Below are 24,753 nucleotides of genomic sequence, written 5' to 3' on the forward strand. Positions count from 1 at the left end.
TCTCTCTCCTCTTTTGTTGTACTTAAGGCAAGGTGGCCAAAGGGTGCTGCTCTGCCGGCCACGGTGCCACAAAGTGGCTGTCCACCCACGCCTGCGGGATGTCGGCCAGCTGGCGGTAGTGCCATTGCGGTTGCCTGTCCTTGTCCACCAGCAGCGCGCGCACGCCTTCGCGGAAGTCCGGTTTGTGGCAGAAGTTGAGCGACAGGATCAGCTCCATGCGCAGTGCTTCGGCCAGCGACAGGTGACGGGCGCGCTGAAAGATTTCCCAGGTCACGGCGGCGGACACCGGGCAGCCGTGACGGAAATTTTTGGCCGCACTGGCCAGCCAGTCGTCGTCGAACTGCCAGCTGCCCAGGGCATCGGCCACGCTGGCGAGGTCGCCCATGCTCATCAGCTGATGAATGGTCAGCAGATTGGGGGCGACATTGGACGCTGGCAGGCTGCTGCGCGTGGCGTGTTCCAGCTGGCTGAGCAGGGCGGAAACCTGGGCGCTGCGGGTGGCGCTGTCGGTATCCCAGTATTGCTGTTGCAGCTGCTCCAGCAGCTGCGGCCAGGCGTCGCTGGCCAGCACGTGGTCGGCCAGATTACAGATCAGCGCATCATGCGCATTCAGTGGCGCGCCGGTCAGGCCGAGGAACAGGCCGACGCGGGCTGGCATGCGTTGCAAAAACCAGCTGCCGGCCACGTCCGGATACAGGCCGATGGTGATTTCCGGCATGGCAATGCGGGTGGCGCTGGTGGCCACGCGGTGGCTGGCCCCGGCCATCAGGCCCAGTCCGCCACCCATCACGATGCCATGCCCCCACACGATGAGCGGCTTGGCATAGCAGTGGATGTGGTAGTCCAGCGTGTATTCTTCGCGGAAGAAGGCCAGCGCCTGCGGCTGCGGGTGGCTGTCGTCGCTCAGCAGCGCTTCGCGCAGGGCGCGCACATCGCCACCGGCGCAGAAGGCCTTTTCGCCAGCACCGCGCAGCAGTACTGCGGCGATGCCGGAGTCAGCTTCCCAGGCGGCAAGCTTGGCTTGCAGCAGGCGGATCATCTCCAGCGTCAGCGCATTGAGCGATTTTTCGCTGTTGAGGGTGGCAATGCCGATGCGTTTGCCATCGGCACAGCGGCGTTCTTCAAACAAGACAACATCGGGCATGACGACTCCTGTCAGCGGTTGTGCCATTGCGGGCTGCGCTTGGCCAGAAAGGCCTGCACGCCTTCTTGCTGGTCGGCGGTATCGAACAGTTTGATGAACTGCTCGCGCTCGTGAATCAGGTTATAGCCGGGCGGTTCGATGCGTGCGCGCTGCACCAGCTGTTTGCACACCTTGACCGAGGAGGGCGACTGGCGCGCCACTTTTTCCGCCAGCTTGAGCGCGGCTTCCAGCGCCTGGCCCTGGCCGACCACTTCTTCCACCAGGCCGATGCGTTCGGCGGTGTCGGCATCCACCCGCTCGCCACACAGAATCATGCGCTTGGCCCAGCCTTCACCCACCAGCCACGGCAATTGCTGGGTACCGCCAGCGCAGGGCAGCAGGCCGACTGCGGCTTCCGGCAGCGCCATTTGTGCCTGGACTTCGGCAATGCGGATGTCGCAGGCCAGCGCGCATTCCAGCCCGCCGCCCATGGCATAGCCGTTGATGGCGGCAATGCTGACGCCACGGAAAGCGGCCAGCGCCTCGAAGGCCTCGCCGAACAGCATGGTCATTTCGGTGGCCACCAGCTTGTTGCCGTCGGCAAACAGATTGAGGTCGGCCCCGGCGGAGAAGAACTTGCTGCCGCTGCCGGTGATCACCAGTGCGTAGATGTTGTCGTCCGCGTTCAGGTCTGCCACCAGTTGCTTGAGCGCATTCAGGCTGGCGCGGTTCCAGGTGTTGGCCGGCGGGTTGTCGATGGTGACCTGGGCGGTGTGGCCGCGTTTTTCCACTTGCAGATGAGCGTAATGTGTCATGGCGTTCCCGATCATTGGTAAGTAGTATCTACAGTCTGTATACGATCTTTGCTGTCCTGAATCCGCTGCGCGGATGCCGGTTTGGTTTGCCGGGGCTGCCCGGCGGCAGGGAGGGGATATTTGCGTGGCCAAATATCCCCTCCACCCCTAAAGGCCACCCCGGCAAGCCTGGCCTGCGGCTGCCCGCCGGATCCTGTCAGTCCCGAGGCGCGGCTGAACTCGCCCTGCGCTAGTGTCGCAGGGCTCAAACATGCAGCCGCTTCGACCCGCTAACAAAACCCCCGCTCCAGCGTTGCGCCGCCTTGCCGTACGCCATGTACTGTCTGCGGCGGCGCGCCTTGGCCCGGGTTCTCTACGATGTTTTGTTAGCAGCTCTTAATACCTCGGGCCTGCCATCCGGCGGCAGGCTTGATGGGGCCGTGGCTGCGTCGTCAACATCAATCCTGTATTGCAACATGCACCACACAAACAGGGTGCATGGAGGTTCTCAACGGAGGTTCTCCAGCGCGCCGTCCTTCAGCAACTGCCGGGCGACGATCATGCGCATCACCTCGTTGGTGCCTTCCAGAATCTGGTGCACGCGGACATCGCGTACATGGCGTTCCAGCGGGAAGTCCTTCAGGTAGCCATAGCCGCCAAACAGCTGCAAGGCATTATTGGCGACATTGAATGACAGATCGGTGGCAAAGCGCTTGGCCATGGCACAGTAGGCACTGGCGTCGGTGCTGCCGCTGTCCAGCTTGAATGCCGCCAGACGTACCATCTGGCGCGCGGCCACCAGCTCGGTCAGCATGTCGGCCAGGCGGAACTGCACGGTCTGGAAGTCGGCCAGCGGCTGGCCGAACTGCTGCCGCTCCTGCACATAGCGCTGGGCGGCATTCAGTGCGGCCTGGGCAGTGCCGACGGCGCAGGTGGCGATATTGATGCGGCCGCCATCCAGCCCCTTCATGGCATAGGCAAAGCCCATGCCTTCCTCGCCCAGCAGGTTGCCTGCCGGAATTTCCACATTGTCGAAGGTGGTGGCGCGGGTGGGCTGGCTGTTCCAGCCCATTTTCTTTTCCTTCTTGCCATACTGCACGCCGGGTGCGTTGGCGGGCACCACAAAGGCCGACACGCCTTTGGGGCCGGGGCCGCCGGTACGGGCCATCACCACCAGCACATCGGTGCTGCCTGCGCCGGAGATGAACATCTTGCTGCCGTTCAGCACATAGACTTCACCCTTTTTCTCGGCGCGGGTCTTGAGCGAGGCGGCATCGGAGCCGGCACCCGGCTCGGTCAGACAGTAGCTGCCTAGCACTTCGCCGCTCACCATGCGCGGCACCCATTCCCCGGCCAGCGTGGCGCTGCCGAAGCTGGCAATCATCCAGCTCACCATATTGTGGATGGTGAGATAAGCGGCGGTGGAGGTGCAGCCGGCGGCCAGTTCTTCAAACACGATGGCCGAATCCAGCCGCGACAGGCCCAGCCCGCCGTGGCTTTCCGGGGTGTACAGGCCGAGAAAGCCCATGTCACCGGCTTCGCGGATGGTGGCGAGCGGGAAGGTTTCTTCCAGGTCCCATTCGGCAGCGAACGGGGCCAGGCGGCTGCTGGCAAAGTCGCGCGCGCTGTCCTGGAAGGCCAGTTGCTGTTCGTTGAGTGCAAAGTCCATGTCGGTTTCTCCTCTTGCAGCAGCCGGGCCGGTGGGGGATGGCGGCCTGCTGCTGTCTTGTTTTATCTGACGTGAATCGGTCTGCCTTGATCAGTGCAACTCAGCGCAGCGAAATGGTGGTGTGCACCTTGCCGCTGCTGGCCTCGTCGTCGAACCAGCGGCTGGTGACGGTTTTGGTCTGGGTGTAGAACAGGATCACCTGCTTGCCGTAAGGGCCGAGGTCGCCCAGTTTGGAGCCGCGCGAGCCGGTAAAGCTGAACAGCGGCACCGGCACCGGAATCGGCACATTGATGCCGACCTGACCGACATCGATGTCCTCCTGGAAGCGCCGTGCGGCAGCCCCACTCTGGGTGAAGATGGCAGTGCCGTTGCCATTGGGGTTGGCATTGATGATGGCAATGGCCTCATCCAGCGTGTCCACACCCAGCAGGCACAGCACCGGGCCAAAGATTTCCTGCCGGTAAATGGCCATGGCGGTGGTGACGCCAGAGAAAATGGTGGGACCGACAAAGTTGCCCTCCGGGTAGCCATCCACTTGTACTTCCCGGCCATCCAGCTCCAGCACCGCGCCTTCGGCCACGCCTTGCTTGATCAGGCCAGTCACCCGTTCGCGGGCAGCGCAGGAAATCAGCGGGCCCAGGTCCGGGTTGTCCTTGCCTGCGCCCACGCGCAGGGACTTGGCCTTGGCCACCAGATCGGGAATCCAGCTGCGCGCTTCGCCCACCAGTACCGCCACGCTCAAGGCCATGCAGCGCTGGCCTGCTGCGCCGAATGCCGCGCCGGTCAGCTGGTTCAGCGCCTGTTCCTTGTTGGCGTCCGGCAGCACGATGGCGTGGTTCTTCGCGCCCATCATGCATTGCACCCGTTTGCCGGCCAGGCTGGCGCGGTTGTAAACGTGGGTGCCGACGCGGCTGGAGCCGACAAAGGAGATGGCCTTGATGTCCGGGTGGTCGCAAATGGCATTTACCACTGCTTCGCCGCCATGCACCACATTCAGCACGCCCGCCGGGATGCCAGCCTGCAAGGCCAGTTCCACCAGCCGCATGGTCACCATCGGGTCCTGCTCGGATGGTTTCAGCACAAAGGTATTGCCGGTGGCAATGGCCATCGGGAACATCCACAGCGGAATCATCGCCGGGAAGTTGAAGGGGGTGATGCCGGCACATACGCCCAGTGGCTGTTGCACGGTATAGGTATCCACGCCTCCGGCCACGTTTTCGGCGTATTCGCCCAGTTGCAGATTGCCAATGCTGGCGGCGTGTTCCACCACTTCCAGACCACGGAAGATATCGCCCTCGGCATCGGCCAGGGTTTTGCCCTGTTCCGCCGTCAGCAGGGCGGCCAGTTCCTTCATGTGTTCGCGGATCAACAGCTGGTACTTGAGGAAAATCCGTGCGCGGGTGCCGATGGGGGTTTTCTTCCAGCTGGCGAAGGCCGTTTTGGCGCTGGCGACCGCGGCCTCGACTTCCCCGGCAGTGGCCATGGGGACCCGTGCCAGCACTTCTTGCGTGGCCGGGTTGATGATGTCGCGCCACTCTTGGCTCTGCGATTCGACGAATTCACCGTTGATCAGCAGCTTGACGCTGGGAACAGCCTGTTTCATCTGCAACTCTCCTGTGCTTGGCGGCTTGTGTGCCGTCTTGGTATGTCAGTCGTAGTGATAAAAACCCTTGCCGCTCTTGCGACCCAGATGCCCGGCCGCTACCAGCTGTGCCAGTAGCGGGCAGGCGCGGTATTTGCTGTCACGGAATTCGGTATAAAGGATGTCCATGATGGACAGGCAGGTATCCAGGCCAATCAGGTCGGCCAGTGCCAGCGGGCCGATGGGGTGGTTCATGCCCAGCTTCATCACGGTGTCGATGTCTTCCGCCGTGGCCAGGTTTTCGAACAGGGCAAAGGCGGCTTCGTTGATCATCGGCATCAGGATGCGGTTGGAGACAAAGCCCGGCCCGTCCTTCACCGTCACCGGGGTCTTGCCCAGCGCTACCGCCAGTTCGAATACCTTCTGGTAAGTGTGATCGGCGGTCTGGATGGCGCGGATGATTTCCACCAGCTGCATCAAGGGCACCGGGTTCATAAAGTGCATGCCCACCACGCGTTCCGGCTGTGGCACCCAGGCGGCAATGCGGGTGAGCGAAATGGACGAGGTATTGGATGCCAGAATGGCGTCTGCCCGCACCACGCTGCCCAGTTCGCGGAAGATGGACTCCTTGATGGCCGGGTTTTCGGTAGCGGCTTCGACGACCAGATCACGGTCGGCCAGCTCGGCCAGCCGGGTGGTGGGGTGGATGCGCGCCAGAATGCCAGCGATGTCGGCTTCGGCAATGCTGCCTTTCTTCGCCATGCGTGCCAGGCTGTTGCCAATGGCGGCCAGGCCCTTGTGCAGGGCGGCCTCGCTGACATCGGCCAGCCGGACTTCAAAGCCATGCATGGCAAACACCTGGGCAATGCCGTTGCCCATGGTGCCTGCGCCAACCACGCCGATTTTTTGTGTTGTCATGTGCTGTTCTCCTGCGTTGTTTTTATCACAATAACTTGACGTTTACGTCAACGTCAATCAACAATCTGGCATCGGGGATCAAAACACGGCTGTCTGCTGCCAGCAGGCAAAGGGCAGGGCCAAAACAACAACAGGGGAACAGGCATGCAAGGCGTGACCTACAGTATCAGCCAGCTGGCGCAGGAATTTGACGTCACCACGCGCACCATCCGCTTTTACGAAGACCAGGGGCTGCTGGAGCCGCAGCGCGATGGCCAGCGCCGCATCTATACCCGGCGCGACCGGGTGCGGCTGATGCTGATTCTGCGTGGCAAGCGCATCGGCCTGTCCTTGCTGGAAATCCGCGAGCTGTTCGATTTGTACGATGCAGCCAGCAACGACGAACCGCAGCTGCGCGAATTTATCCGCATCCTCAGCCGCAAGGAACAGCAATTGCAGGAACAGCTGGACGATATCCGCGTGGTGATGGGGGAAATCAGCCAGATCCGCAGCCAGTGCGAGAAGGCACTGGGCAAACAGGCAGCATCAACACCGTAGCCGGGCAAGCAAGCCATTCAGGAAGGAACAGACAGATGCAACAGCAAGAATCGATTGTGATTGTTGGTATGGCCCGTACCGCCATGGGCGGCTTTCAGGGCATGTTTGCCAGCCAGACGGCCAGCCAGCTGGGTGCAGCTGCCATTCGCGCCGCCGTAGAGCGGGCTGGTGTGGCTGCCGAGGATGTCGACGAGGTGATCATGGGCTGTGTGCTGCCCGCCGGCCAGGGCCAGGCCCCGGCCCGCCAGGCTGCGCTGGGAGCCGGACTGCCGCTGGCGGCCGGTTGCACCACCATCAACAAGATGTGTGGCTCCGGCATGAAAGCCGCCATGCTGGCGCACGACCTGCTATTGGCGGGCTCGGCCAGCGTGATGGTGGCCGGTGGCATGGAGAGCATGAGCAATTCGCCCTATCTGATTCCCAAGGCGCGTGGCGGCCTGCGGCTGGGGCATGGCGAAATCAAGGACCACATGTTCCTCGACGGGCTGGAAGATGCCTACGACAAGGGCAAGCTGATGGGCGTGTTTGCCGAAAACTGTGCCGGTGATTACGGCTTCAGCCGTGAAGCACAGGACGCCTTTGCCATCGCCTCGCTCACCCGCGCCCAGCAAGCCATTGCCGAGGGCCGCTTCCGCGAGGAAATCACCCCGGTGCTGGTGGAGGGCAAGACCGGTACACAAGCCATGGAAATTGACGAGCAGCCGCTCAAGGCCCGGCTCGACAAGATTGCCAGCCTGAAACCGGCTTTTCGCAAGGACGGCACGGTGACAGCGGCCAATTCCAGCTCCATTTCCGATGGTGCCGCCGCGCTGGTGTTGATGACGGCCAGCGAAGCCGCCCGTCGCGGGCTCAAGCCGCTGGCCCGTTTGGTTGCGCATGCCACTCACGCGCAGGAGCCTGGCCTGTTCACCACCGCGCCGGTGGGGGCCATGCGCAAGCTGTTGGCCAGGACCGGCTGGACGGTGGGCGATGTCGACCTGTTTGAAATCAACGAAGCCTTTGCCGTGGTGACTATGGCGGCCATGCAGGAGCTGGGCTTGCCGCATGACAAGGTAAACGTGCATGGCGGGGCCTGTGCACTGGGCCACCCGATTGGCGCTTCGGGTGCGCGGGTGATGGTGACCCTGCTGTCCGCCCTGCGTCAGCATGGCGGCAAACGCGGCGTGGCCAGCCTGTGCATTGGCGGTGGCGAGGCCACGGCGGTGGCGCTGGAACTGTTGTAACTACAGCCCGTGCAACAAAAAAGCGCCCTGCAGGGCGCTTTTTTCATGGGAGCACACCGCTAGCCAAGTTGGCTTAGCGACGCTCTTCCTGTACATCACACGGCGGCTCGGACTCCTCGGTTTGCTCCGGGTAATCCTCCGGCCGCAGCCAGTGGCGGAACAGGGTAAAGCCCACGGCCAGCAGGGTAGGGCCGATGAACAGGCCCAGCAGGCCCCAGGCCAGCAGGCCGCCAATCACCCCCATGAAAATGATGGACAAGGGCATTTGTGCGCCCTGGCTGATCAGCAGCGGTTTGAGCACGTTGTCGATGGTATTGACCAGCAAGAAGCCCCATGCAACCAGGAAAATGCCCATGCCGGTCTCACCCGAGTAAAACACCCAGCCGGCAGCCGGCAGCCAGATGATCAGCGTGGGCAGCTGCGCTACCGCCACGATAAAACACAGGAAACCCAGCACCAGTGCACCGGGCACCCCGGCAATCAACAGGCCGATCACGCACAGCACGGTTTGCGCCAGTGCCGTGCCCACCACTCCGGTGGTGACGCTGCGGATGGTACGCGCAATCACCTCGGGCAATTCGTCTGCCGTGGCGCCGCCCAGCTTGCTGATGGCCAGTTCGGCAGCGTCCCACAGCTTGTCACCATTGATCAGCAACAGGCCGGCAATCACGATGGCCAGCACGATTTCCAGCATGCTCAGGCTGGCCGAAGCCCCGCTTTCCAGTGCCCACAAGGCGGCCTTGTTGATGGCCGGGCGGATTTTGTCGATAAAGCCCGGCAGGTCCAGTTGCACACTCATCCAGAACTTGTGCAGCGACTCGCCCACCAGCGGCAGGGTGTTGACCCAGGCCGGGGCATCGGGCAGGTGAATGCTGGTGAGGTCACGCGACATGGACGCCAGCTGCGGAATGGTATCGGCCAGCGTCAGCGCCATCAGGCCGATGGGAATGGCCAGCGTCAGCGACAGCGCACCCACAATGATGACCGCTGCCAGCTTGGCGCGGCCATTGAGCCGCAGGCGCAGCCGGGTAAACAGCGGCCAGGCGGAAATGGCAATGATGGCGGCCCAGGTCAGCGCACCCAGAAACGGCTGAATGACCTTGAGGCAGGACAGGATGAGCAGGCCCATCACTGCGATGCGCAACACGGCCATCACACTGATGCTGGGAAAGGGTTTGGGCGGCATGAGGAAATCCGGAGTCTGAGTGAAAAAGGCAGGCACAAAGCCTGCCCGATGGTGTGACACGTTAATGGATCAACCCGCCAACTTCAAGCCAGCGCAACGCGGGAAACCCTGTTGGCCGGGTTATCCGGCCCGTTTATCTCACCTTGACCATGATGCGCAGCACGCCCCACTGCCGGCCCTGAACCACGATGGGGGCCGAATAGTTTTTCATCAGGTCAAAGCGGCCACCACCCATATTGCGGCGGTAGGTCTGGACCAGAAAGGGCTTCTTGGTCTTCATCTGGTTGAGCGAGGTGCGGTCCAGCTGGCGCGTTCTGGCGCGGGAGTTGGCTGCATTCCATACCGGGTCAGCGGTGGGCGGTTTGGCAAATTCCCGGTTGATGATGGGGTAGTAATTGTTCATGTCGCCCGGTGTGCAGGCGATGATGTCGGGCGAGGAGTCGACAATTTCATTGCACAGCGGCCCCAGATGGCGGGCGCAGAAATCGGTGTGGCGCGTCAGGTAGTGCGGTGGCGTGATATCCGGTACTTGCTGGTACTGGGTATCGAACAGGTCATTGATGGAAATTTCGCCGCGTTGCACCGCATCTTCAAACAGTGTGGACACCTGTTTGGCCGACGCCACGATTTTCTCGATAAACGGTGTGTCCACCGTCTTGATGCCGGCTTCGGAAGTCAGCGAGACCAGATCCTCGCTCATGTTCAGCAGTGAAGCGGTATGGCCCTTGATGACTTCGATATCCTTCAGTGATTCCCGCGTGGTTTCCGCCACAACCCGGATTTCTTCTTCAATATGACGGCAGTGTTCGCGGTTACCTACCGCTTCTTCCACAATCCCGGCCACCGATTGCTTGACCTGGGCCAGGTCCTTGCTGATCTGGTCAATGCGGGTGACGGCCGAACCAATCTCGCCCGTGCCGGAACGCGCTGCCTGGGCAACCTGTGAGGCGGCGCGGCTGTTGGCAATCAGCGAATCCACCTGGCTGCTGAGCGCACTGAGCGTGGCCTGAATCATTTGCACCGCGCCCTCGGTCTGGGCTGACAGGTTCTTGACGTTATCTGCCACCACGGCAAAACCGCGACCGGCCTCGCCGGCGCGGGCCGCCTCGATGGACGCATTCAGCGCCAGCAGATTGGTTTGCTTGGCGACATCGTTGACGGTTTTGGAAACCTGGGAGACATGTTCCAGCGAGGTGAGGATTTCCGGCAGCTTGGCTTCGATCTGGCCAACACCGTCCACCAGCTCAAGAATGGCATCCAGTGCCACTTTGACGGTGGCACGGGTTTCTTCCATGCAGGTGGCCGCCTCGGTGGCATTTTTGTGGGCGGATTCGGCCGCATCGCCGATACGGGTGTTGGCCCCGGACAGCGAATGTACCGCCTCGACCATCGATGCCATTTTCTCCGTGCGGCTGGTGGCGCGCGCATGCACCGTGTCCACCCGGCCATCAATTTCCACCGATTCAATGCCCAGCCGGCCAACGCGCTCGGCCAGCGCGGTAACGGTGCGGCGCAAGGTATCTTCCGACACGGCATCTTGCGGCCCGGTCGCTACGGGCCGATCACTCTTCACCCAAAACATGAGACCCATCATTCCCCCAACATTCATCTGCGGTTTGATTTGCGGCACGCAAGTTGCTGGCATGGCCTGTCAGTACGACCCAAAATTTTGCACTGCACAATGCTATCAGAATAGCACGCAAAACAGGATCAGTAGGAACACGATTCAGGCCGTGTCCGTACTGATCCTCGATATTAGCGAGAATGATGATGACGAATGTTAATGACGTTTGGGTTACTGCAACATGTTTTGCAGTTGGCGGGCAAAATCGGCAGCCGGGGTAAAGCCGATCACCCGGCCTTTTTCCTGACCCGCCGGGTCAAACAGGATGATGCCCGGAGGGCCGAACAGACCAAAGCGCTTGAGCAGGGCCTGATGTTGCGGCAGGTTGGCCGTGACATCCGCCCGCAGCAATACGAAGCGCTGCATCAGCGGACTGACGGCGGCGTCGGGAAAGGTCTCGCTTTCCATCTCCTTGCACGACACACACCAGTCGGCATAAAAATCCAGCAGCAGCGGTTTGCCGCTGGCGCGGGCTTCGGCCAGTTTGCTGTCCAGCTCGGCCGTGCTGCTGACCGGGGCAAACACCGGCTGCTGGCTGATGCCGGCTTGTGCCTTGTTGCCTGCCAGCCATTTCAGCGGATAGCGTGGGTCGGTTTCCCCGGCCAGCGCCCCGGCCAGCTGCGCCGCACCCACCAGGAACAGCAGCAGGCCCAGGCCCTTGCCCAGCTTGTGGCTGATGTGGGCATTTCCCGGCAGGGTTTCAAATGCCTTCAGGAACACGGCACAGCCCACGCACAGCACCGCCCACAGCAGCAGTACCAGCATGGCAGGCAGGAAGGGTGTGGCCATCCAGATGGCCAGCGCCAGCATCAGCACGCCAAAGGCAGATTTCACCGCCTTCATCCAGCCACCGGCGCGAGGCAGCACGTGGCCGCCAAACGTGCCGATCAGGATCAGCGGCAAACCCAGCCCCAGCGCCATTGCATACAGCGCCGCACCACCCAGCACGGCGTCGCCGGTGCTGCCGATATAGCCCAGCGCCAGTGCCAGCGGCGGGGCCACGCATGGGCCGATGATCAGCGCCGACAGCGCACCCATGGCAAACACCGTGGCCAGCTTGCCGCCGGACAGGCGGTTGGAGGCATTGGCCAGCCGAGATTGCAGTGCCGAAGGCAGCTGGATGGTGTAGAGGTCGAACATGGACAGGGCAAACACCACCATCAGCACGCTGGCGCTGAGGATGACGGCAGGCTGTTGCAACCAGACGGTGAGCAGCGAACCGGTGAGCCCGGCGATGATGCCGATCACCGTGTAGGTGAGTGCCAGTCCCTGTACATAAGTCAGTGACAGCCAGAAGCCGCGCTGGCGGGTGATGTGCTGGCCTTCACCGGCAATCAGCGAGGACACGATGGGTAGCAGCGGATACATGCAGGCAGTGAAGGCCATGCCGATTCCGGCCAATAGAAAGCTGCCCAGCGTGGCCAGCCAGCCCTTGGCCGCCAGATTGCCGCCACTACCCGCCGGCTTTCCCGGCGTGGCATCTGCCAGCCAGCTGCTGCTGCCATTGCTGGCACTGCCGTAGGCATTGATGTCCAGATGATGGGTGTAGGGCGGGTAGCAGACGCCGGCGGTGGAGCAGCCTTGCAGTTTCACGTTCAGCTTGAAACTGGCCGGTGCACCGGCATGCAGCGGCAGCTTGATCAACTGTTGGCCATGGTAAATCACCTGCTGGCCAAAAAAGGCGTCCTGCTTGGTCTGGCCGGGCGGCAAGGCCGGGCTGCCCAGCAAGCCAGCCGGTTCGGTGCTGAAACTCAGGCGGTCACGGTAGACGTAATAGTTGTCCGCCACCTTCAGTTGCAGCAGCAGGTGGTCTGGCTGGCGTTCCACGCTGACGGCAAAGGCTTTTTCCGGTGGCAGCAGGTCTGCCTGGTTCACCGCCAGTGCGGCAGTGCTCAGGCCAAGCAGCGCAAGCAGGCGCCACAAGGGGGACAACAGGCGTAACAGGGAGTGCGGCATGATGGTGCGTTATCTGGAAGATGCAAGGGTTGACCAGCAAGGGGCCCGCCGGTTCCGTGCCGGCTGGTGGCCGCAAGCGGTTTGCCTGGTCTCGGCGGCTGGCAAAGCGCCATTTTACGGTAGTATCGACGCATAACAAATCAAAATGGGCGCAACACCACATCATGCAGGACATCATTCATTTTGCCCACGCCAACAGCTTTCCCGCGCCGGTATACGGCAAGCTGCTGCGCGCACTGGGCCAGCACTACCAGCTGGGCTGGCTGGATTGCATCGGCCATGACCCGCAGTATCCGGTGACGGACTGCTGGCCGCATCTGGTGGACGAAACCATTGCCGTGCTCAGCCGCTATGGCCAGCCGGTGATTGGTGTCGGCCATTCGCTGGGCGGCTATCTGCTGTTTTATGCCGCTATCCGCGCACCACAGCTGTTCAAGGCACTGGTGATTCTGGACTCACCCCTGATGGGGCCGCGCCGTGCGGCGCTGATCTGGCTGGCCAAGAAACTGGGCCTGATCTCCCGCATCACCCCTGGTGGCAATACCCTGGGGCGGCGCGACAGCTGGGCCAGCGTGGAAATGATGCACGACTACTTTGCCCGCAAACCGGCCTTTGCCCGTTTCGACCCGGACTGTCTGGCCGACTATGCCTTGCATGGCAGCGAAGACGACGGCCAGGGTGGGCGGCGCTTGCGCTTTCGTCCGCAGATTGAACACCGGATTTACTGCGGCCTACCGCATGATTTCCCGCGGTATCGCGGTCAACTGACCGTGCCAACCGCCTTTGTCGCCGCCAGCCGCCATGATGTGGTGCGGCCATCCGACCTGCGCTACGCACAGCGCCACTTTGGCATGCAGCTGCATGCAGTGACCGGCAGCCACCTGTTTCCGCTGGAGGCGCCACAGCAGACGGCGCAGACCATCCTGCAACTGCTGCCCGGCCTGCTGGGAGGTGGCTAGCTGCCTGCCGCGCAGGAATCATGCACTGCACAAGATCCAGTCGCGGCCGGCGCATGCTGTGTTTCCCTAGGCGCAGTTTTTGCCATGCCGCCTAGACGGGGGTGTGGTGTCCGACTGCCTTTTCGTCCCCGCAGCTTCTTCTTGCCCGACTGTCTTTCTGAAGCGCCTGCCCGTTCGATCAGAACGTTTCCTCGCAGTGCAACCCCGCTTCAATCCCTGTAAAGGCGTCCCGGCATGCCCGGCTATCTGACCAAGCAACAAACGGTGTCCGTTGATGGCACCGATTATCTTGTCCGTTCCCTGCTGGATTCCCAGCAATATTCCGACCCGCTGGGCGAAGCCGAACAGCGTGGCATTTCACCGGCCAGCTGGCCCTTGTTCGGCTTGCTGTGGCCCTCTGCCCGCGTGCTGGCCTTGCTGATGAGCAGCGAACCGCTGCGGGGTTTGCGCGTGCTGGAAATCGGTGCCGGTCTGGCCTTGGCCAGCATGGTGGTACATCGCCGTCACGGGGATGTCACCGTCAGTGACTGGCACCCGCGCAGCCCGGATTTCCTGCGGGAAAACCTGCTGCTCAACCACTTGTCACCACTGCAATATCACGCCGGTGACTGGGGTGGCAGCAATCCGGAACTGGGGCAGTTCGACCTGATCATCGGCAGTGACGTGCTGTACGAGCGGCAACAGCCCGGCCAACTGGCTCATTTTATCGATCGCCATGCCGCGCCCGGTGCAGAAGTCATCATCGTGGACCCGGACCGCGGCAACCGCGCCGGTTTCTGCCGGGAAATGGCGGCACTGGGCTATGGACATGACAGCCAGCGTGCACCGCAAAAGATGGAAAGCGGCGAGGCCTACAAGGGATGCATCGTGCGCCTGTCGCATCAGCGCCAGCGCGCATTGGCGCACTAGGTCCGCCAGCCGAGCACCAGCAGCCCGGCCAGCATGCCGCCGCTGGCCGCCAGCAGGGTGGGCAGGCAGCGGCGTGCCAGCGCACTGCCGCCCAGGCTGGCGATCAGGCTGAACTTGAACACATTGTTGGCAGTAATCGCCAGCACCAGCGTGGTGGCCACTTGCTGGCCGTCCAGCCGGTTTTCGCCAAACAGGTTGAAAGCAGTGAGCGAGATGGCGTCCACATCGTTCAGGCCGGAAATCAGTGCCACCACATACACGCCCTTGCTGCCGAACTCGGCATTCAGCCAGGCGGCGCAAAACATCACCAGCGCAAACATGGCACCAAAGCCCAGCGCCAGCTTCATTTCCGAGGGGTTGCTCAGTTGCAGCTCCGGCTGCGGCTGGCCGTTATTGTGCTGGCGCAGCTGCCACAGGGCGGCGCTCAGCCCGCACAGCAGGCCGGGCAGCAGCACCCATGCCGCCGCGGGCAACACACTGGTTTGCACCACCGCAGCCAGCACCATCAGCCGCACGAACAGCACCAGATTGGCCAGCAGGATGACGGCCGTGCCCAGGTTTAGCGACAGCGGATTGGCGCGTGCCTCGCGGGCGTAGATCAGGCTGGTGGCGGTGGAGGAAACCAGCCCGCCCAGAATGCCCAGCAAGGGGCCGCCCACGCGCTGGCCCAGTAACTTCACTGCCAGATAGCCGGACAGGCTGATGCCCACGATCAGCGTCACCATCAGCCACACCTGATGCGGGTTCACCGCTTGATAGGGGCCGAAGGTGCGGTTGGGTAACAGTGGCAATACGATGAAGGACAGCGCGGCAAACTGCAGCAGCGACAGCAGGTCGCGCCGCTCCAGCTTGTGGGTGAGGCCGGAGAGCTCGGGCTTGAGGTAGAGCAGGGCGGTAGCGACAATGCCCACTGCCACGGCAACGCCGCCATAGCCGTGCCAGATCAGCGCGCCCAGGCAGTAGATGACCAGCAAGGACGCCACGGTGGTGGTACGCGGTTCGGTCTTGTCGCTGTCGGCGCAGCGTTCCGGCAGAAAGCCGAAGGAGGCCACCGCCAGCAGGCCGATGGCTTGCAACAGCACGCCATGCGCGGGGGCATCCAGCATGGCGGCCAGGGTGCCGAAAATGGCGGTGAGCGGAAAGGTGCGGATGCCTGCCAGGGTGTGGTGCTTGCGTTCGCGCTCCACCCCCATCAGCAGGCCGATGGCCAGACTGGTGACAAACAGCGGCAGCGCCTCGAAAGGGCTGCCTTTGAGGTTGAGCCAGGTTGCCAGATCAAAACTACCCATGACTCCACCCCTTATTGTTTTTTACTGGGGCAACCAGTTACGGATGCTCGCTTCAATCCCGGCAGCGTTCAGGCCGCAATCGGCCAGCAATACCGCCGGGTCGCCATGTTCAACATAGTCGTCCGGCAGGCCCAGCAGCAAGGCAGGCTTGATGATGCCCATGGCCTGCATGGCTTCCAGACAGCCGGAGCCTGCACCGCCCATCACCACGTTTTCTTCCACGGTGACAATGTAGTCATGCTGTTCGGCCAGCTGGCGGATCAGCCCGGTATCCAGCGGTTTGACAAAACGCATGTCGGCGACTGATGCATCCAGTGCCTCGGCCGCGGCCAGCGCCGGGGTCACCATGCTGCCAAAAGCCAGAATCGCCACCTTGCCCTTGCCACTACGGCGCAGCACACCCTTGCCTAGCGGCAGGGCAGTCATTTCCTGCTGGATTTCCACGCCGGGGCCGACGCCACGCGGGTAGCGCACGGCGGTGGGGCTGTCCATGCAGAAGGCGGTGTACAGCAGCTGGCGGCATTCGTTTTCGTCGGACGGAGCCAGCACTGTCATGTTGGGAATGCAGCGCAGGAAGGAAATGTCGAAGGCACCCGCATGGGTGGGCCCGTCGGCACCCACCAGACCGGCGCGGTCGATGGCAAACAGTACCGGCAGGTTTTGCAGTGCCACATCGTGGATCAGCTGGTCGTAACCGCGCTGCAGGAAGGTGGAGTAAATCGCCACCACCGGCTTGGCGCCATCACAGGCGAGACCAGCAGCAAAGGTGACGGCGTGCTGCTCGGCAATCGCCACGTCGAAGTAGCGGTCCGGGTGTTCCTTCTCGAAACGCACCAGGCCGGAACCCTCGCGCATGGCCGGGGTGATGCCCACCAGACGCTTGTCCAGCTTGGCCATGTCGCAAATCCAGTCGCCAAACACCTGGGTGTATTGCGGCTTGCCACCACTCTTGCCACCGGCCAGGCCATTGGCCGGGTCGAACTTGGTGACGCCGTGGTATTTCACCGGGTCGTTCTCGGCCAGTTTGTAGCCGTGGCCCTTCTTGGTGACGATATGCAGGAACTGCGGCCCTTTCAGGCTGCGGATGTTCTTCAGCGTATCCACCAGCACGTCCAGATCGTGCCCGTCGATGGGGCCGATGTAGTTGAAGCCGAATTCCTCGAACAGCGTACCCGGCGTGAAGAAGCCCTTCACGTGCTCTTCCACCTTGCTGGCAATTTCTTTCAAGGGCGGGGCCATGCCCAGCACCTTGCTGGAGCCCTCGCGCATGGCGGCGTAGAAGCGGCCGGACATCAGCTTGGCCAGATAATTGTTCAGCGCACCGACATTGGGCGAAATCGACATGTCGTTGTCGTTGAGGATCACCAGCAAATCGGTATCCATCGCCCCGGCGTTGTTCAGCGCCTCGAAAGCCTGACCGGCAGTCATGGCACCATCACCGATGATGGCCACGCACTTGCGGTCCAGCCCTTGCAGCTTGGCGGCGGCCGCCATGCCCAGCGCCGCACCGATGGAGGTGGACGAATGGCCCACGCCAAAGGTGTCGTAAGGCGATTCTTCGCGCTTGGGGAAGCCCGCCAGCCCGCCTTTCTGGCGCATGCTGCCCATGCGCTCACGGCGTCCGGTGAGGATTTTGTGCGGGTAAGTCTGGTGGCCCACGTCCCACACCAGACGGTCGTCCGGGGTGTTGAACACGTAGTGCAGGGCGATGGTCAGCTCGATGCTGCCCAGGTTGGAGGCAAAATGGCCACCGGTCTTGCTGACCGTATCGACCAGGAATTCGCGCAGTTCCGTCGCCAGTTGCGGCAGTTGCTGGCGGCCCAGCGCACGCAGGTCGGAGGGCTGATGAATGGTGTCGAGCAGCGGAGTCATTGTTGTTCTTCTGCGGTTAAAACGAGCGGGCCACGATGTAGTCGGCCAGTTGTTTCAGTCTGTCGGCAGCCGGGCCAAAGTCTTCCAGCGCGGCAAAGGCCTGTTCGCGCAATTCGCGGGCAAATTGCTTGGCCTCGGCCAGGCCCATCAGGCTGACATAAGTAGGCTTGTCATTGGCGGCATCCTTGCCGGCGGTCTTGCCCAGCGTGGCGGTGTCGGCTTCGCAATCCAGCACGTCATCCACCACCTGAAAGGCCAGACCAATGCGCTTGGCAAAAATGTCCAGCTGTTCGGTCTGTTTGGCCGACAGAGGCTGGCCTGCCATTGCACCCAGCAGCACGGCAGCGCGAATCAGCGCACCGGTCTTCAGCATGTGCATGAATTCCAGCTCGGGCAGGTTCAGCGTCTGGCCCACGCTGGCCAGGTCAATCGCCTGGCCACCGGCCATGCCGCCGTGACCGGAAGCACGTGCCAGCGTGTGGCACATGGCCAGCTGGCTGGCCGGGCTGACACCTTCCATCGGGGTGGCAATCAGCTCGAATGCCAGGGTTTGCAGCGCATCACCCACCAACAGGGCGGTGGCTTCGTCGAACTCCACATGGCAGGTGGGCTTGCCACGGCGCAGCACATCGTCGTCCATGCAGGGCAGGTCGTCGTGGACCAGCGAATAGGCGTGGATCATCTCCACCGCCGCCGCCACGCGTGCCAGGTTTTCTGCGCTGGCACCGCTCAGCTCACCTGCGGCAAAGGCCAGCAGCGGGCGCACCCGCTTGCCGCCTTCCAGCGTGGCATAGCGCATGGCCTGATGCAGGCGCTGCGGCAAGGTGTCTGCCGAGGGTAGAAAGCGGGCGAGGGCGGTTTCCATGGTTTGCTGGATCTGCGTCATCCAGCCGATGAAGGATTCATTGGCCATTACTGAGGTCCAGCGGTTTGAGTTCGTCGTTTTCCAGAATTTTCAATTGCTGCTCGGCGTCGGACAATTTGCCCTGGCAGAACTTGATCAGCTCCACGCCTTGCTTGTAGGACGCAAGTGCAGTCTCCAGCGGCACATCGCCGCCTTCCATCGCCTGGATGATGTCCTCCAGCTGGGCCAGCGCGGTTTCAAAGCTGGCCGGGGCTTTGGCGGATTTCGCCATGGCGTTTTCCTTGTCGCAAAATCGGTAGTCGGCCATTTTATTCCATTTCCACGGCAACACGATATTTTTGTCTGCGCGGCAAGGGGCAGGAAACTGCTTCAACAATGCCCGTCGTATGGTGTAGGGTTCCGCCTGTTTGCCTGATTTTGACGAGGTTGTGACGTGTCCCACCCCCCCTGCATTCTGATTACCGGCTGCTCCAGCGGCATTGGTTACCACACGGCAAAACTGTTCGCCCAGCGTGGCTGGCGCGTGTTTGCCAGCTGCCGCCGTGCCGAGGACGTAGCCCGGCTGCAGGCCGAAGGGCTGGAAAGCCTGCAACTGGATGTCACCGACAGCGCCTCCATCCACCGCGCTCTGCAAACCGTGCTGGCGCAGACCGGCGGGCGGCTGGATGCCCTGTTCAACAATGCAGGTTTCGGTCAGCCCGGCGCGGTGGAAGACATCCACCGCCAAGCCATGCGCGAGCAGTTCGAAACCAATCTGTTCGGCCCGTGGGAACTTACCAACGCCGTGCTGCCCGTCATGCGTGCCCAGGGCCATGGCCGCATCATTTATAACAGCTCCATCCTGGGTTTTGCCGCCATGCGCTGGCGTGGTGCCTACAACGCCAGCAAGTTCGCCATGGAAGGCATGTGCGACACCCTGCGACAGGAGCTGCACGGCACCGGCATTTTTGTCTCGCTGGTGGAGCCGGGGCCGATTGAAAGCCGCTTCCGCCCCAATGCCCTGCAACGCTTCTTGCAGAATGTGGATGTGGCTGGCAGCGTGCACCGCGAGGAATACGAAGCCCAGCTGGTGCGCCTGAAAAAAGAAGGCCACGCCGCGCCGTTCACCCTGCCCGCCACCGCGGTGGGCGAGGCGGTATGGCAGGCGGTCAACGCCAGCCGCCCCAGGGCGCGCTATCGCGTTACCAAGCCCACCAAGGTGTTCTGGGTGCTACGCCGCGTGCTGTCCACCCGCGCTTTTGACTGGGCGCTGCGCAAGGCGGTGTAACTCTGTGCAAGGGCCGCTGGCAGGAGCGGCCTGACGGCACGACGGGTATCTGGTGAATATCGCCCAGAGATGAGGCATGCATGGCTGGTGGTATTTACGCTTGCCGCCATGTTTTGCCAGTACTACGGCTTCAATCGGCAATAAAACTTCTGTTTTTGAATAAAGTATCGCTTGCGATGCTACAACTAATGTTGAATTGTTTTATTTGTAAATACTTTAAAAGTAGCGCAAGTGCTGCCTTAATTCCGCCCTTCATCTTCAACCCAAAACTTTCCCCTGAAAATTCTTTACTGTAATGAATGCGTGGTTATACTTATACCCATGCTTGCGCTATTGCTTTAACGATTTATTAATAAAAGCAGCCATCGGGGGTAGTGAATGTTTAATAAAAAACTGCATGAAAAAATTGACCAGCAAGCAGCCATGCTGGATCAGCAAAAAGCGATACTGGATGCCATCCATGCCTCTACCGCCAGCGTCACATTCGATTTGAATGCCAATGTGGTGGAGTCCAACGCCTTGTTTCAACAGGTGATGGGTTATAGCGCATCCAGCTTGTCAGGCATGAACCACCGCGCCTTCTGTGAACCCGGTTATGCCGGGTCGCCAGCTTACCAGGCATTCTGGCAATCGCTGCGCGAAGGCAAGCCCTTCATCGGCCGGGTCAAGCGCCTGCGCAGCAATGGCGACGAGGTGTGGCTTGAGGCCACCTATAACCCGATCAAGGATGCCAGCGGCAAAATCACCGGCTTTATCAAGTTTGCTACCGACATCACCCAGCGCGTGCAAGAAGCCTCGCGCAACCGGGCGGTGCTGGATGCGGTGAACCGGGTGATGGCCAGTATCGAATTCACCCTGGATGGCACCATCACCAAGGTCAATCAGAACTTCCTCAAGGTCATGGGCTATCAGGAGTCGGAATTGATCGGCCAGCCCCACCGCCGACTGTGTTCGCCAGAGTTTGCCAATAGCCGGGAATACGCCCAGCTGTGGGACCAACTGCGCAGCGGCCACTTTTTCTCCGGCCAGATCAAACGCATTGCCAGGGATGGCAGCGAGCGCTGGCTGGAAGCCAGCTACAACCCGGTGTTTGATGAAAGCGGCAAGGTGGTATCCGTCATCAAGTTTGCCACCGACATCACCACCAATGTGCAGACCCAGAAACAGGAACGCGACAGCGCCTTGTTTGCCTTCAACACCTCGCAGCAAACCCGTCACTGGGCAGAAGAAGGCGTCAACAACATCAGCGACAGCGTCAGCAATATCGAAAACATGGCCAACGAAATTGCCACTGCCGCCCAAAGCGTGCAGTCACTGGGCAAGCACTCCCAGCAAATCGGCACCATCGTGCAAACCATCAAGGACATTGCCGACCAAACCAATCTGCTGGCCCTGAATGCCGCCATCGAAGCCGCCCGCGCCGGTGAAACCGGCCGTGGCTTTGCCGTGGTGGCGGACGAAGTGCGCAAGCTGGCCGAGCGCACCTCGCTGTCCACTGCAGAAATTTCCGGCATGGTTACCGCCATCCAGAACCAGACCGGTACTGCGGTGAACAATATGGACCAGATCAAGACCCTGGTGGAAGGCAGTGTCGATCAGGTCAACAAGGTGGGCGATGTCATCAACCAGATCCGCCAGGGTGCGGATTCGGTGGTCACTGCCATCCAGCAAATGGCGCTGGACAAGGGCGTACAGGCAGGCTGATTCCGCTTTCCTCCACTAGCTGCAACACGCCGCAGTCACCATCACCGCGTTGATGGGCTGCGGCGTTTCAGTTTGCCTCTCCTGTGCGTGCCATCTCCCGCCACGCCTGCTTGTTCATGCGCTGTGCCAGCTGCGCATGGCAGGCCGCCACCAGTTTCAGCAAATCCCCGTTCTGCATGCCCAGGCCCTTGGGATGTGCAATTTCATCTGCCAGCGCCTGCAAGGGCGTGGCGCTGCATTCCAGTGCGCTGAGCCGGCCATGGCTATGGCGGCGCGGGTGGTCCGGGGTGTAATCCAGCGTCAGCAGCCAGTGGGTGTGCTGCCAGTTTTCTTCCTGTTGCAGCACGGTTTGCAGTACGGCATGGCTGATTTGCTGACCGGCTTCAGCGGCCATGGCCAGTGCCTGTTCCCAGCGCGGGGCATGGGGTGGCAACTGGTGCAGGGCGGGGAGCAGTTCGCGGCTTAGCCAGCGGCGTAGTTGGCGGGCGGCGGGTTTGCGGCTGCGGCGCAGGGCTTGCAGCAGTGCGGGCAGTGGCCAGCTGGGTGGGGTGTGGTCGTCGGGCTGGTGTGCGTGTGTTTGCAGTTGCTGGCGGAGTTGTTCGGTGCAGCGTGGGCCGATGGCGGCGGCGAGGTCGGCGATAGCGAGCAGGGGCGGGGTATGGTGGAGGGTGAGGCGGATGGGTTTGCCGAGGTAGTGGAGGGTGAGGGGTGGTGGGGGCAGGGTGGTTTTGGTGTTAGCGGACATGGTGATGTCTCCATCAATATGGTGGTAGAGGATTTCCTGTCCGGATAATCAGGTCGCCAAACCCGGTTGCGCTGTTTAAGTGCAACTCGCAAAGGCTAAACAGCAAGCGGGTGAGTCGCAAGGGTTGGCGGCATGGAGAAGGCTGGCAAGTGGTGCAGGTGGTGTTCTTGCATCCGCTGCTGCGGATGATGTGTTGAGTGCCGCTTCCGCGCGGCGGACGGGAAGGAGGGCTTGCCTGGCCAAGCCCTCCTTCACCTCCCAGGCCACCCCGGCAAGCATGGCCTGCGGCTGCCCTCCGGGGCCTGACACTGCTGCGGCACGGCTGGAACTCGCGATTGGCTAACATCCAATCGCTCAAACAGCCAGCCGCTTAAAACCGCAGCAGCGCCACCCGTCGGCATGCTTGACGGGGCCAGGGGGTGGCATCGGTGCGGTGGAGAATCGGGTGATGTGATGATGATTTGCATTGCCGCGTCCGCGCGGCGGCGGGGAAGGGACCTTTGCTTGGCCAAAGGCCCCTTCCAACCCCAAAGGCCACCCCACAAGCATGGCCTGTGGCTGCCCGACAGGTCCCGCCCGGAGCGAGGCGCGCCTGAACTCGCGATTTGCTAACGTCAAATCGCTCAGACATTGCAGGCGCTTAAAACCTCGCCCCGGCCACCCGTCGGCATGCTTGACGGGGCCGGTGGGTGCATTGGTGCGGTGGTTTTTTGATATGAGTTCTCGCTGAAGCATCACGACTTGTAGGGCGGAAGCCCCCGGTTGTATCGGGGGCGTTCCGCCGAGGCCGGCTCCTTCCAACCCCCTTAGGTCCTGAGGCAGGCATGGCCTGCGGCTGCCCGACAAGTCCCGTCCGGGGCGAGGCGCGCCTGAACTCGCGATTTGCTAACGTCAAATCGCTCAGACATTACAGGCGCTTAAAACCTCGCCCCGGCCACCCGTCGGCATGCTTGACGGGGCCGGTGGGCGCGTTGGTGCGGTGGTTTTTTGATATGAGTTCTCGCTGAAGCATCACGACTTGTAGGGCGGAAGCCCCCGGTTGTATCGGGGGCGTTCCGCCGCTGCGCGAGTACTCTGTATCCAGGGTTTTCGTACAACTTTTACTGACGCGGCACATGCTTTTCGCTGCTACGAATTACCTTCCCATTCACCGTGGAAGAAAATGAAAGTACCACGATGGTGTGAAAAATCCTACGGAGTTAATTTTAAAGAGCTTTGGGTCTTTATGGGCTGCTGTATATGCTATTTCACTTTGAGTGATTTAATTAGATTTGCTAGCTGGTCGATGCCGTCAAAGGCTGATGGAATTTTTGAGTCGTCTGTGACTATTCCAGAGAAAATTAATGATTCGAATTTGTCAAAATTATCAATTTGTTTGTTGCTTTTAAAGTCGATGTAGTTCTCAATAAATTGCAAGCATGCTTTTTTATTTTTTAATTGTAATATTTGACCGGAGGTGCTCTTCCATGATTGGTAAGATATTCTGAAGAAGTAAAATAGTATCAATTCTATGGTTATGGTTGGTAGTGTGTGGATTGCCATTGAGTAAAAATCAGTCTTTGCAATGGAAAGTACTGCCGTTGTTGCTGCTGGTATCAGTAACATGAATAATCCAATTATCTTTATTTGCATTGATTCTGATTTTAGTCTGATTTCACTCGCGTCTATAAGTTCGGAGAAGCCTGCTGATAGATTGACAAAGTTTGCTCTTTGTATGTATGTGGTCAATTTCTCGATTAATTCATCGCATGTTGCTAATTTCTTTTTTAATGGTTCTTCGGATAGCGTTAATTTTTTATCTAATTGATTTATGCTATTGGTGGTTGTGGATGTCTTTTCGAAAAGTAGCTCTTTGGTAAAGTTGCTGGCTCTGGCATTTAAGAAAAATACAACGCTAGAAGAGCTGAGGCAATTTTGTGCCCAGGTGTGATATATTTGATCAGACTCGCTGTGAGTTGATATTTCTGAGCCGGCGTCACTTTCGATTTGATCTTTGAAGTAGGGCCATGCGCAGTCTGCGATAAATTCAATTACTGATATTTCTAAATGCTGAGGGACCAATCTGCGAAGAGCTGTTTCCAGTTTGTTACTAACTAGTTTGCTACTTAATATTGAAATCAGCCCGTCTATTAGTTTGATTAAGGCGGGGTCTGATGTGAATTTTTTTAAATTTTCAATTTCCTCAATATCAACTGGAACTTTCATAAAAACCTCATTGCTTTGTGGTGATGAATTTTTAGCATGAATGACAATCGGGTATCAAGCCTGCTAGACGTCTGTCCATTCCCTTGATCTTCCACCGCACTCAATTTGTCCACCTTTCCTTCCGCTTACCACCGAAAATTGATCGATGTTTTGCACCGCACCGAGGCGGAACGCCCCCGGTAAATCCGGGGGCTTCCGCCCTACAGAGTAGGCAGTGATGGTGGCGGTGCGGTGTGTTCTGGCTTGTGTGGGAAATTCCCATATGGTGGAAGCCCTGAAGGGGCGATCCTGCGCTGACGGTCACTGGCAAATCATGTGACTGACTT

Annotated in this window: 19 protein-coding genes and 1 pseudogene; 6 read left to right on the forward strand and 14 right to left on the reverse strand. The window is 60.7% G+C overall.

The window, feature by feature from the left end; translation table 11 throughout:
- Positions 1–22: 22 nt before the first annotated feature.
- The 5 genes from DKK66_RS13920 to DKK66_RS13940 form a co-directional block, all read right to left on the reverse strand.
- Entirely contained in the window at positions 23–1,144 is a 1,122-nt protein-coding gene (locus DKK66_RS13920; protein WP_131359121.1) for an enoyl-CoA hydratase/isomerase family protein, read from the reverse strand.
- A gap of 11 nt (positions 1,145–1,155) precedes the next feature.
- Positions 1,156–1,938, reverse strand: a complete 783-nt coding sequence (locus tag DKK66_RS13925) for an enoyl-CoA hydratase (protein WP_062790491.1) — start codon at positions 1,936–1,938, stop codon at positions 1,156–1,158.
- 487 nt (positions 1,939–2,425) lie between these two features.
- Positions 2,426–3,586, reverse strand: a complete 1,161-nt coding sequence (locus DKK66_RS13930) for an acyl-CoA dehydrogenase family protein (protein WP_131359125.1) — start codon at positions 3,584–3,586, stop codon at positions 2,426–2,428.
- A gap of 100 nt (positions 3,587–3,686) precedes the next feature.
- A complete protein-coding gene (locus DKK66_RS13935; protein ID WP_131359128.1) occupies positions 3,687–5,189 on the reverse strand; it encodes a CoA-acylating methylmalonate-semialdehyde dehydrogenase in 1,503 nt (500 codons plus the stop codon).
- Between the two features lie 45 nt (positions 5,190–5,234).
- Positions 5,235–6,086: a 3-hydroxybutyryl-CoA dehydrogenase gene (locus DKK66_RS13940; RefSeq protein WP_131359133.1), complete on the reverse strand. Its 852-nt coding sequence runs from the start codon at positions 6,084–6,086 to the stop codon at positions 5,235–5,237.
- Between the two features lie 144 nt (positions 6,087–6,230).
- Between DKK66_RS13940 and DKK66_RS13945 the strand changes: the two genes are divergently transcribed.
- The gene (locus tag DKK66_RS13945; protein ID WP_045845282.1) at positions 6,231–6,623 is read left to right on the forward strand and encodes a MerR family DNA-binding transcriptional regulator; all 393 of its coding nucleotides are present in this window, start codon (positions 6,231–6,233) and stop codon (positions 6,621–6,623) included.
- A 35-nt stretch (positions 6,624–6,658) separates the two neighbouring features.
- Positions 6,659–7,846, forward strand: coding sequence for an acetyl-CoA C-acyltransferase (locus tag DKK66_RS13950; RefSeq protein ID WP_131359136.1), 1,188 nt, complete (start codon positions 6,659–6,661; stop codon positions 7,844–7,846).
- 73 nt (positions 7,847–7,919) lie between these two features.
- On the opposite strand, the gene DKK66_RS13955 is transcribed toward DKK66_RS13950, so the two are convergent.
- The 3 genes from DKK66_RS13955 to dsbD form a co-directional block, all read right to left on the reverse strand.
- Positions 7,920–9,032, reverse strand: a complete 1,113-nt coding sequence (locus DKK66_RS13955; RefSeq protein WP_131359139.1) for an AI-2E family transporter — start codon at positions 9,030–9,032, stop codon at positions 7,920–7,922.
- Between the two features lie 133 nt (positions 9,033–9,165).
- Positions 9,166–10,563: a methyl-accepting chemotaxis protein gene (locus tag DKK66_RS13960; RefSeq protein WP_165494179.1), complete on the reverse strand. Its 1,398-nt coding sequence runs from the start codon at positions 10,561–10,563 to the stop codon at positions 9,166–9,168.
- Between the two features lie 264 nt (positions 10,564–10,827).
- On the reverse strand, positions 10,828–12,612 hold the full coding sequence (gene dsbD / locus DKK66_RS13965) for a protein-disulfide reductase DsbD (protein WP_131359145.1): 1,785 nt from the start codon (positions 12,610–12,612) through the stop codon (positions 10,828–10,830).
- Positions 12,613–12,776: 164 nt separating this feature from the next.
- Between dsbD and DKK66_RS13970 the strand changes: the two genes are divergently transcribed.
- Entirely contained in the window at positions 12,777–13,571 is a 795-nt protein-coding gene (locus tag DKK66_RS13970; RefSeq protein ID WP_131359147.1) for an alpha/beta fold hydrolase, read from the forward strand.
- A gap of 234 nt (positions 13,572–13,805) precedes the next feature.
- Entirely contained in the window at positions 13,806–14,480 is a 675-nt protein-coding gene (locus tag DKK66_RS13975) for a methyltransferase (protein WP_131359150.1), read from the forward strand.
- Here the strand turns inward: DKK66_RS13975 and DKK66_RS13980 are convergent.
- The 4 genes from DKK66_RS13980 to DKK66_RS13995 are packed head-to-tail and all read right to left on the reverse strand — an operon-like array spanning position 14,477 to position 18,777.
- A complete protein-coding gene (locus DKK66_RS13980; RefSeq protein WP_131359153.1) occupies positions 14,477–15,769 on the reverse strand; it encodes an MgtC/SapB family protein in 1,293 nt (430 codons plus the stop codon). The two genes, DKK66_RS13975 and DKK66_RS13980, sit on opposite strands and share 4 nt — an antisense overlap.
- A 21-nt stretch (positions 15,770–15,790) precedes the next feature.
- The gene (dxs, locus tag DKK66_RS13985; protein WP_131359156.1) at positions 15,791–17,641 is read right to left on the reverse strand and encodes a 1-deoxy-D-xylulose-5-phosphate synthase; all 1,851 of its coding nucleotides are present in this window, start codon (positions 17,639–17,641) and stop codon (positions 15,791–15,793) included.
- Between the two features lie 16 nt (positions 17,642–17,657).
- Positions 17,658–18,554 (reverse strand): polyprenyl synthetase family protein, encoded by an 897-nt coding sequence (locus DKK66_RS13990; protein ID WP_131359159.1) that lies wholly within the window; start codon positions 18,552–18,554, stop codon positions 17,658–17,660.
- Entirely contained in the window at positions 18,544–18,777 is a 234-nt protein-coding gene (locus tag DKK66_RS13995; RefSeq protein ID WP_045845349.1) for an exodeoxyribonuclease VII small subunit, read from the reverse strand. Before DKK66_RS13995 ends, DKK66_RS13990 begins: the two co-directional genes overlap by 11 nt.
- A 162-nt stretch (positions 18,778–18,939) precedes the next feature.
- Between DKK66_RS13995 and DKK66_RS14000 the strand changes: the two genes are divergently transcribed.
- On the forward strand, positions 18,940–19,773 hold the full coding sequence (locus tag DKK66_RS14000) for an SDR family oxidoreductase (protein ID WP_045845275.1): 834 nt from the start codon (positions 18,940–18,942) through the stop codon (positions 19,771–19,773).
- A 453-nt stretch (positions 19,774–20,226) separates the two neighbouring features.
- Positions 20,227–21,477: pseudogene (locus DKK66_RS14005) on the forward strand (PAS domain-containing methyl-accepting chemotaxis protein); the annotation flags it as partial.
- 67 nt (positions 21,478–21,544) lie between these two features.
- Here DKK66_RS14005 and DKK66_RS20185 read toward each other — a convergent pair.
- Entirely contained in the window at positions 21,545–22,222 is a 678-nt protein-coding gene (locus DKK66_RS20185; protein WP_165494180.1) for a hypothetical protein, read from the reverse strand.
- A 1,242-nt stretch (positions 22,223–23,464) separates the two neighbouring features.
- Positions 23,465–24,427: a hypothetical protein gene (locus DKK66_RS14020; protein ID WP_131359170.1), complete on the reverse strand. Its 963-nt coding sequence runs from the start codon at positions 24,425–24,427 to the stop codon at positions 23,465–23,467.
- Between the last annotated feature and the right edge of the window lie 326 nt (positions 24,428–24,753).

This window comes from Aquitalea sp. USM4 (assembly GCF_004328945.1).
Lineage (GTDB): Bacteria > Pseudomonadota > Gammaproteobacteria > Burkholderiales > Chromobacteriaceae > Aquitalea > Aquitalea pelogenes.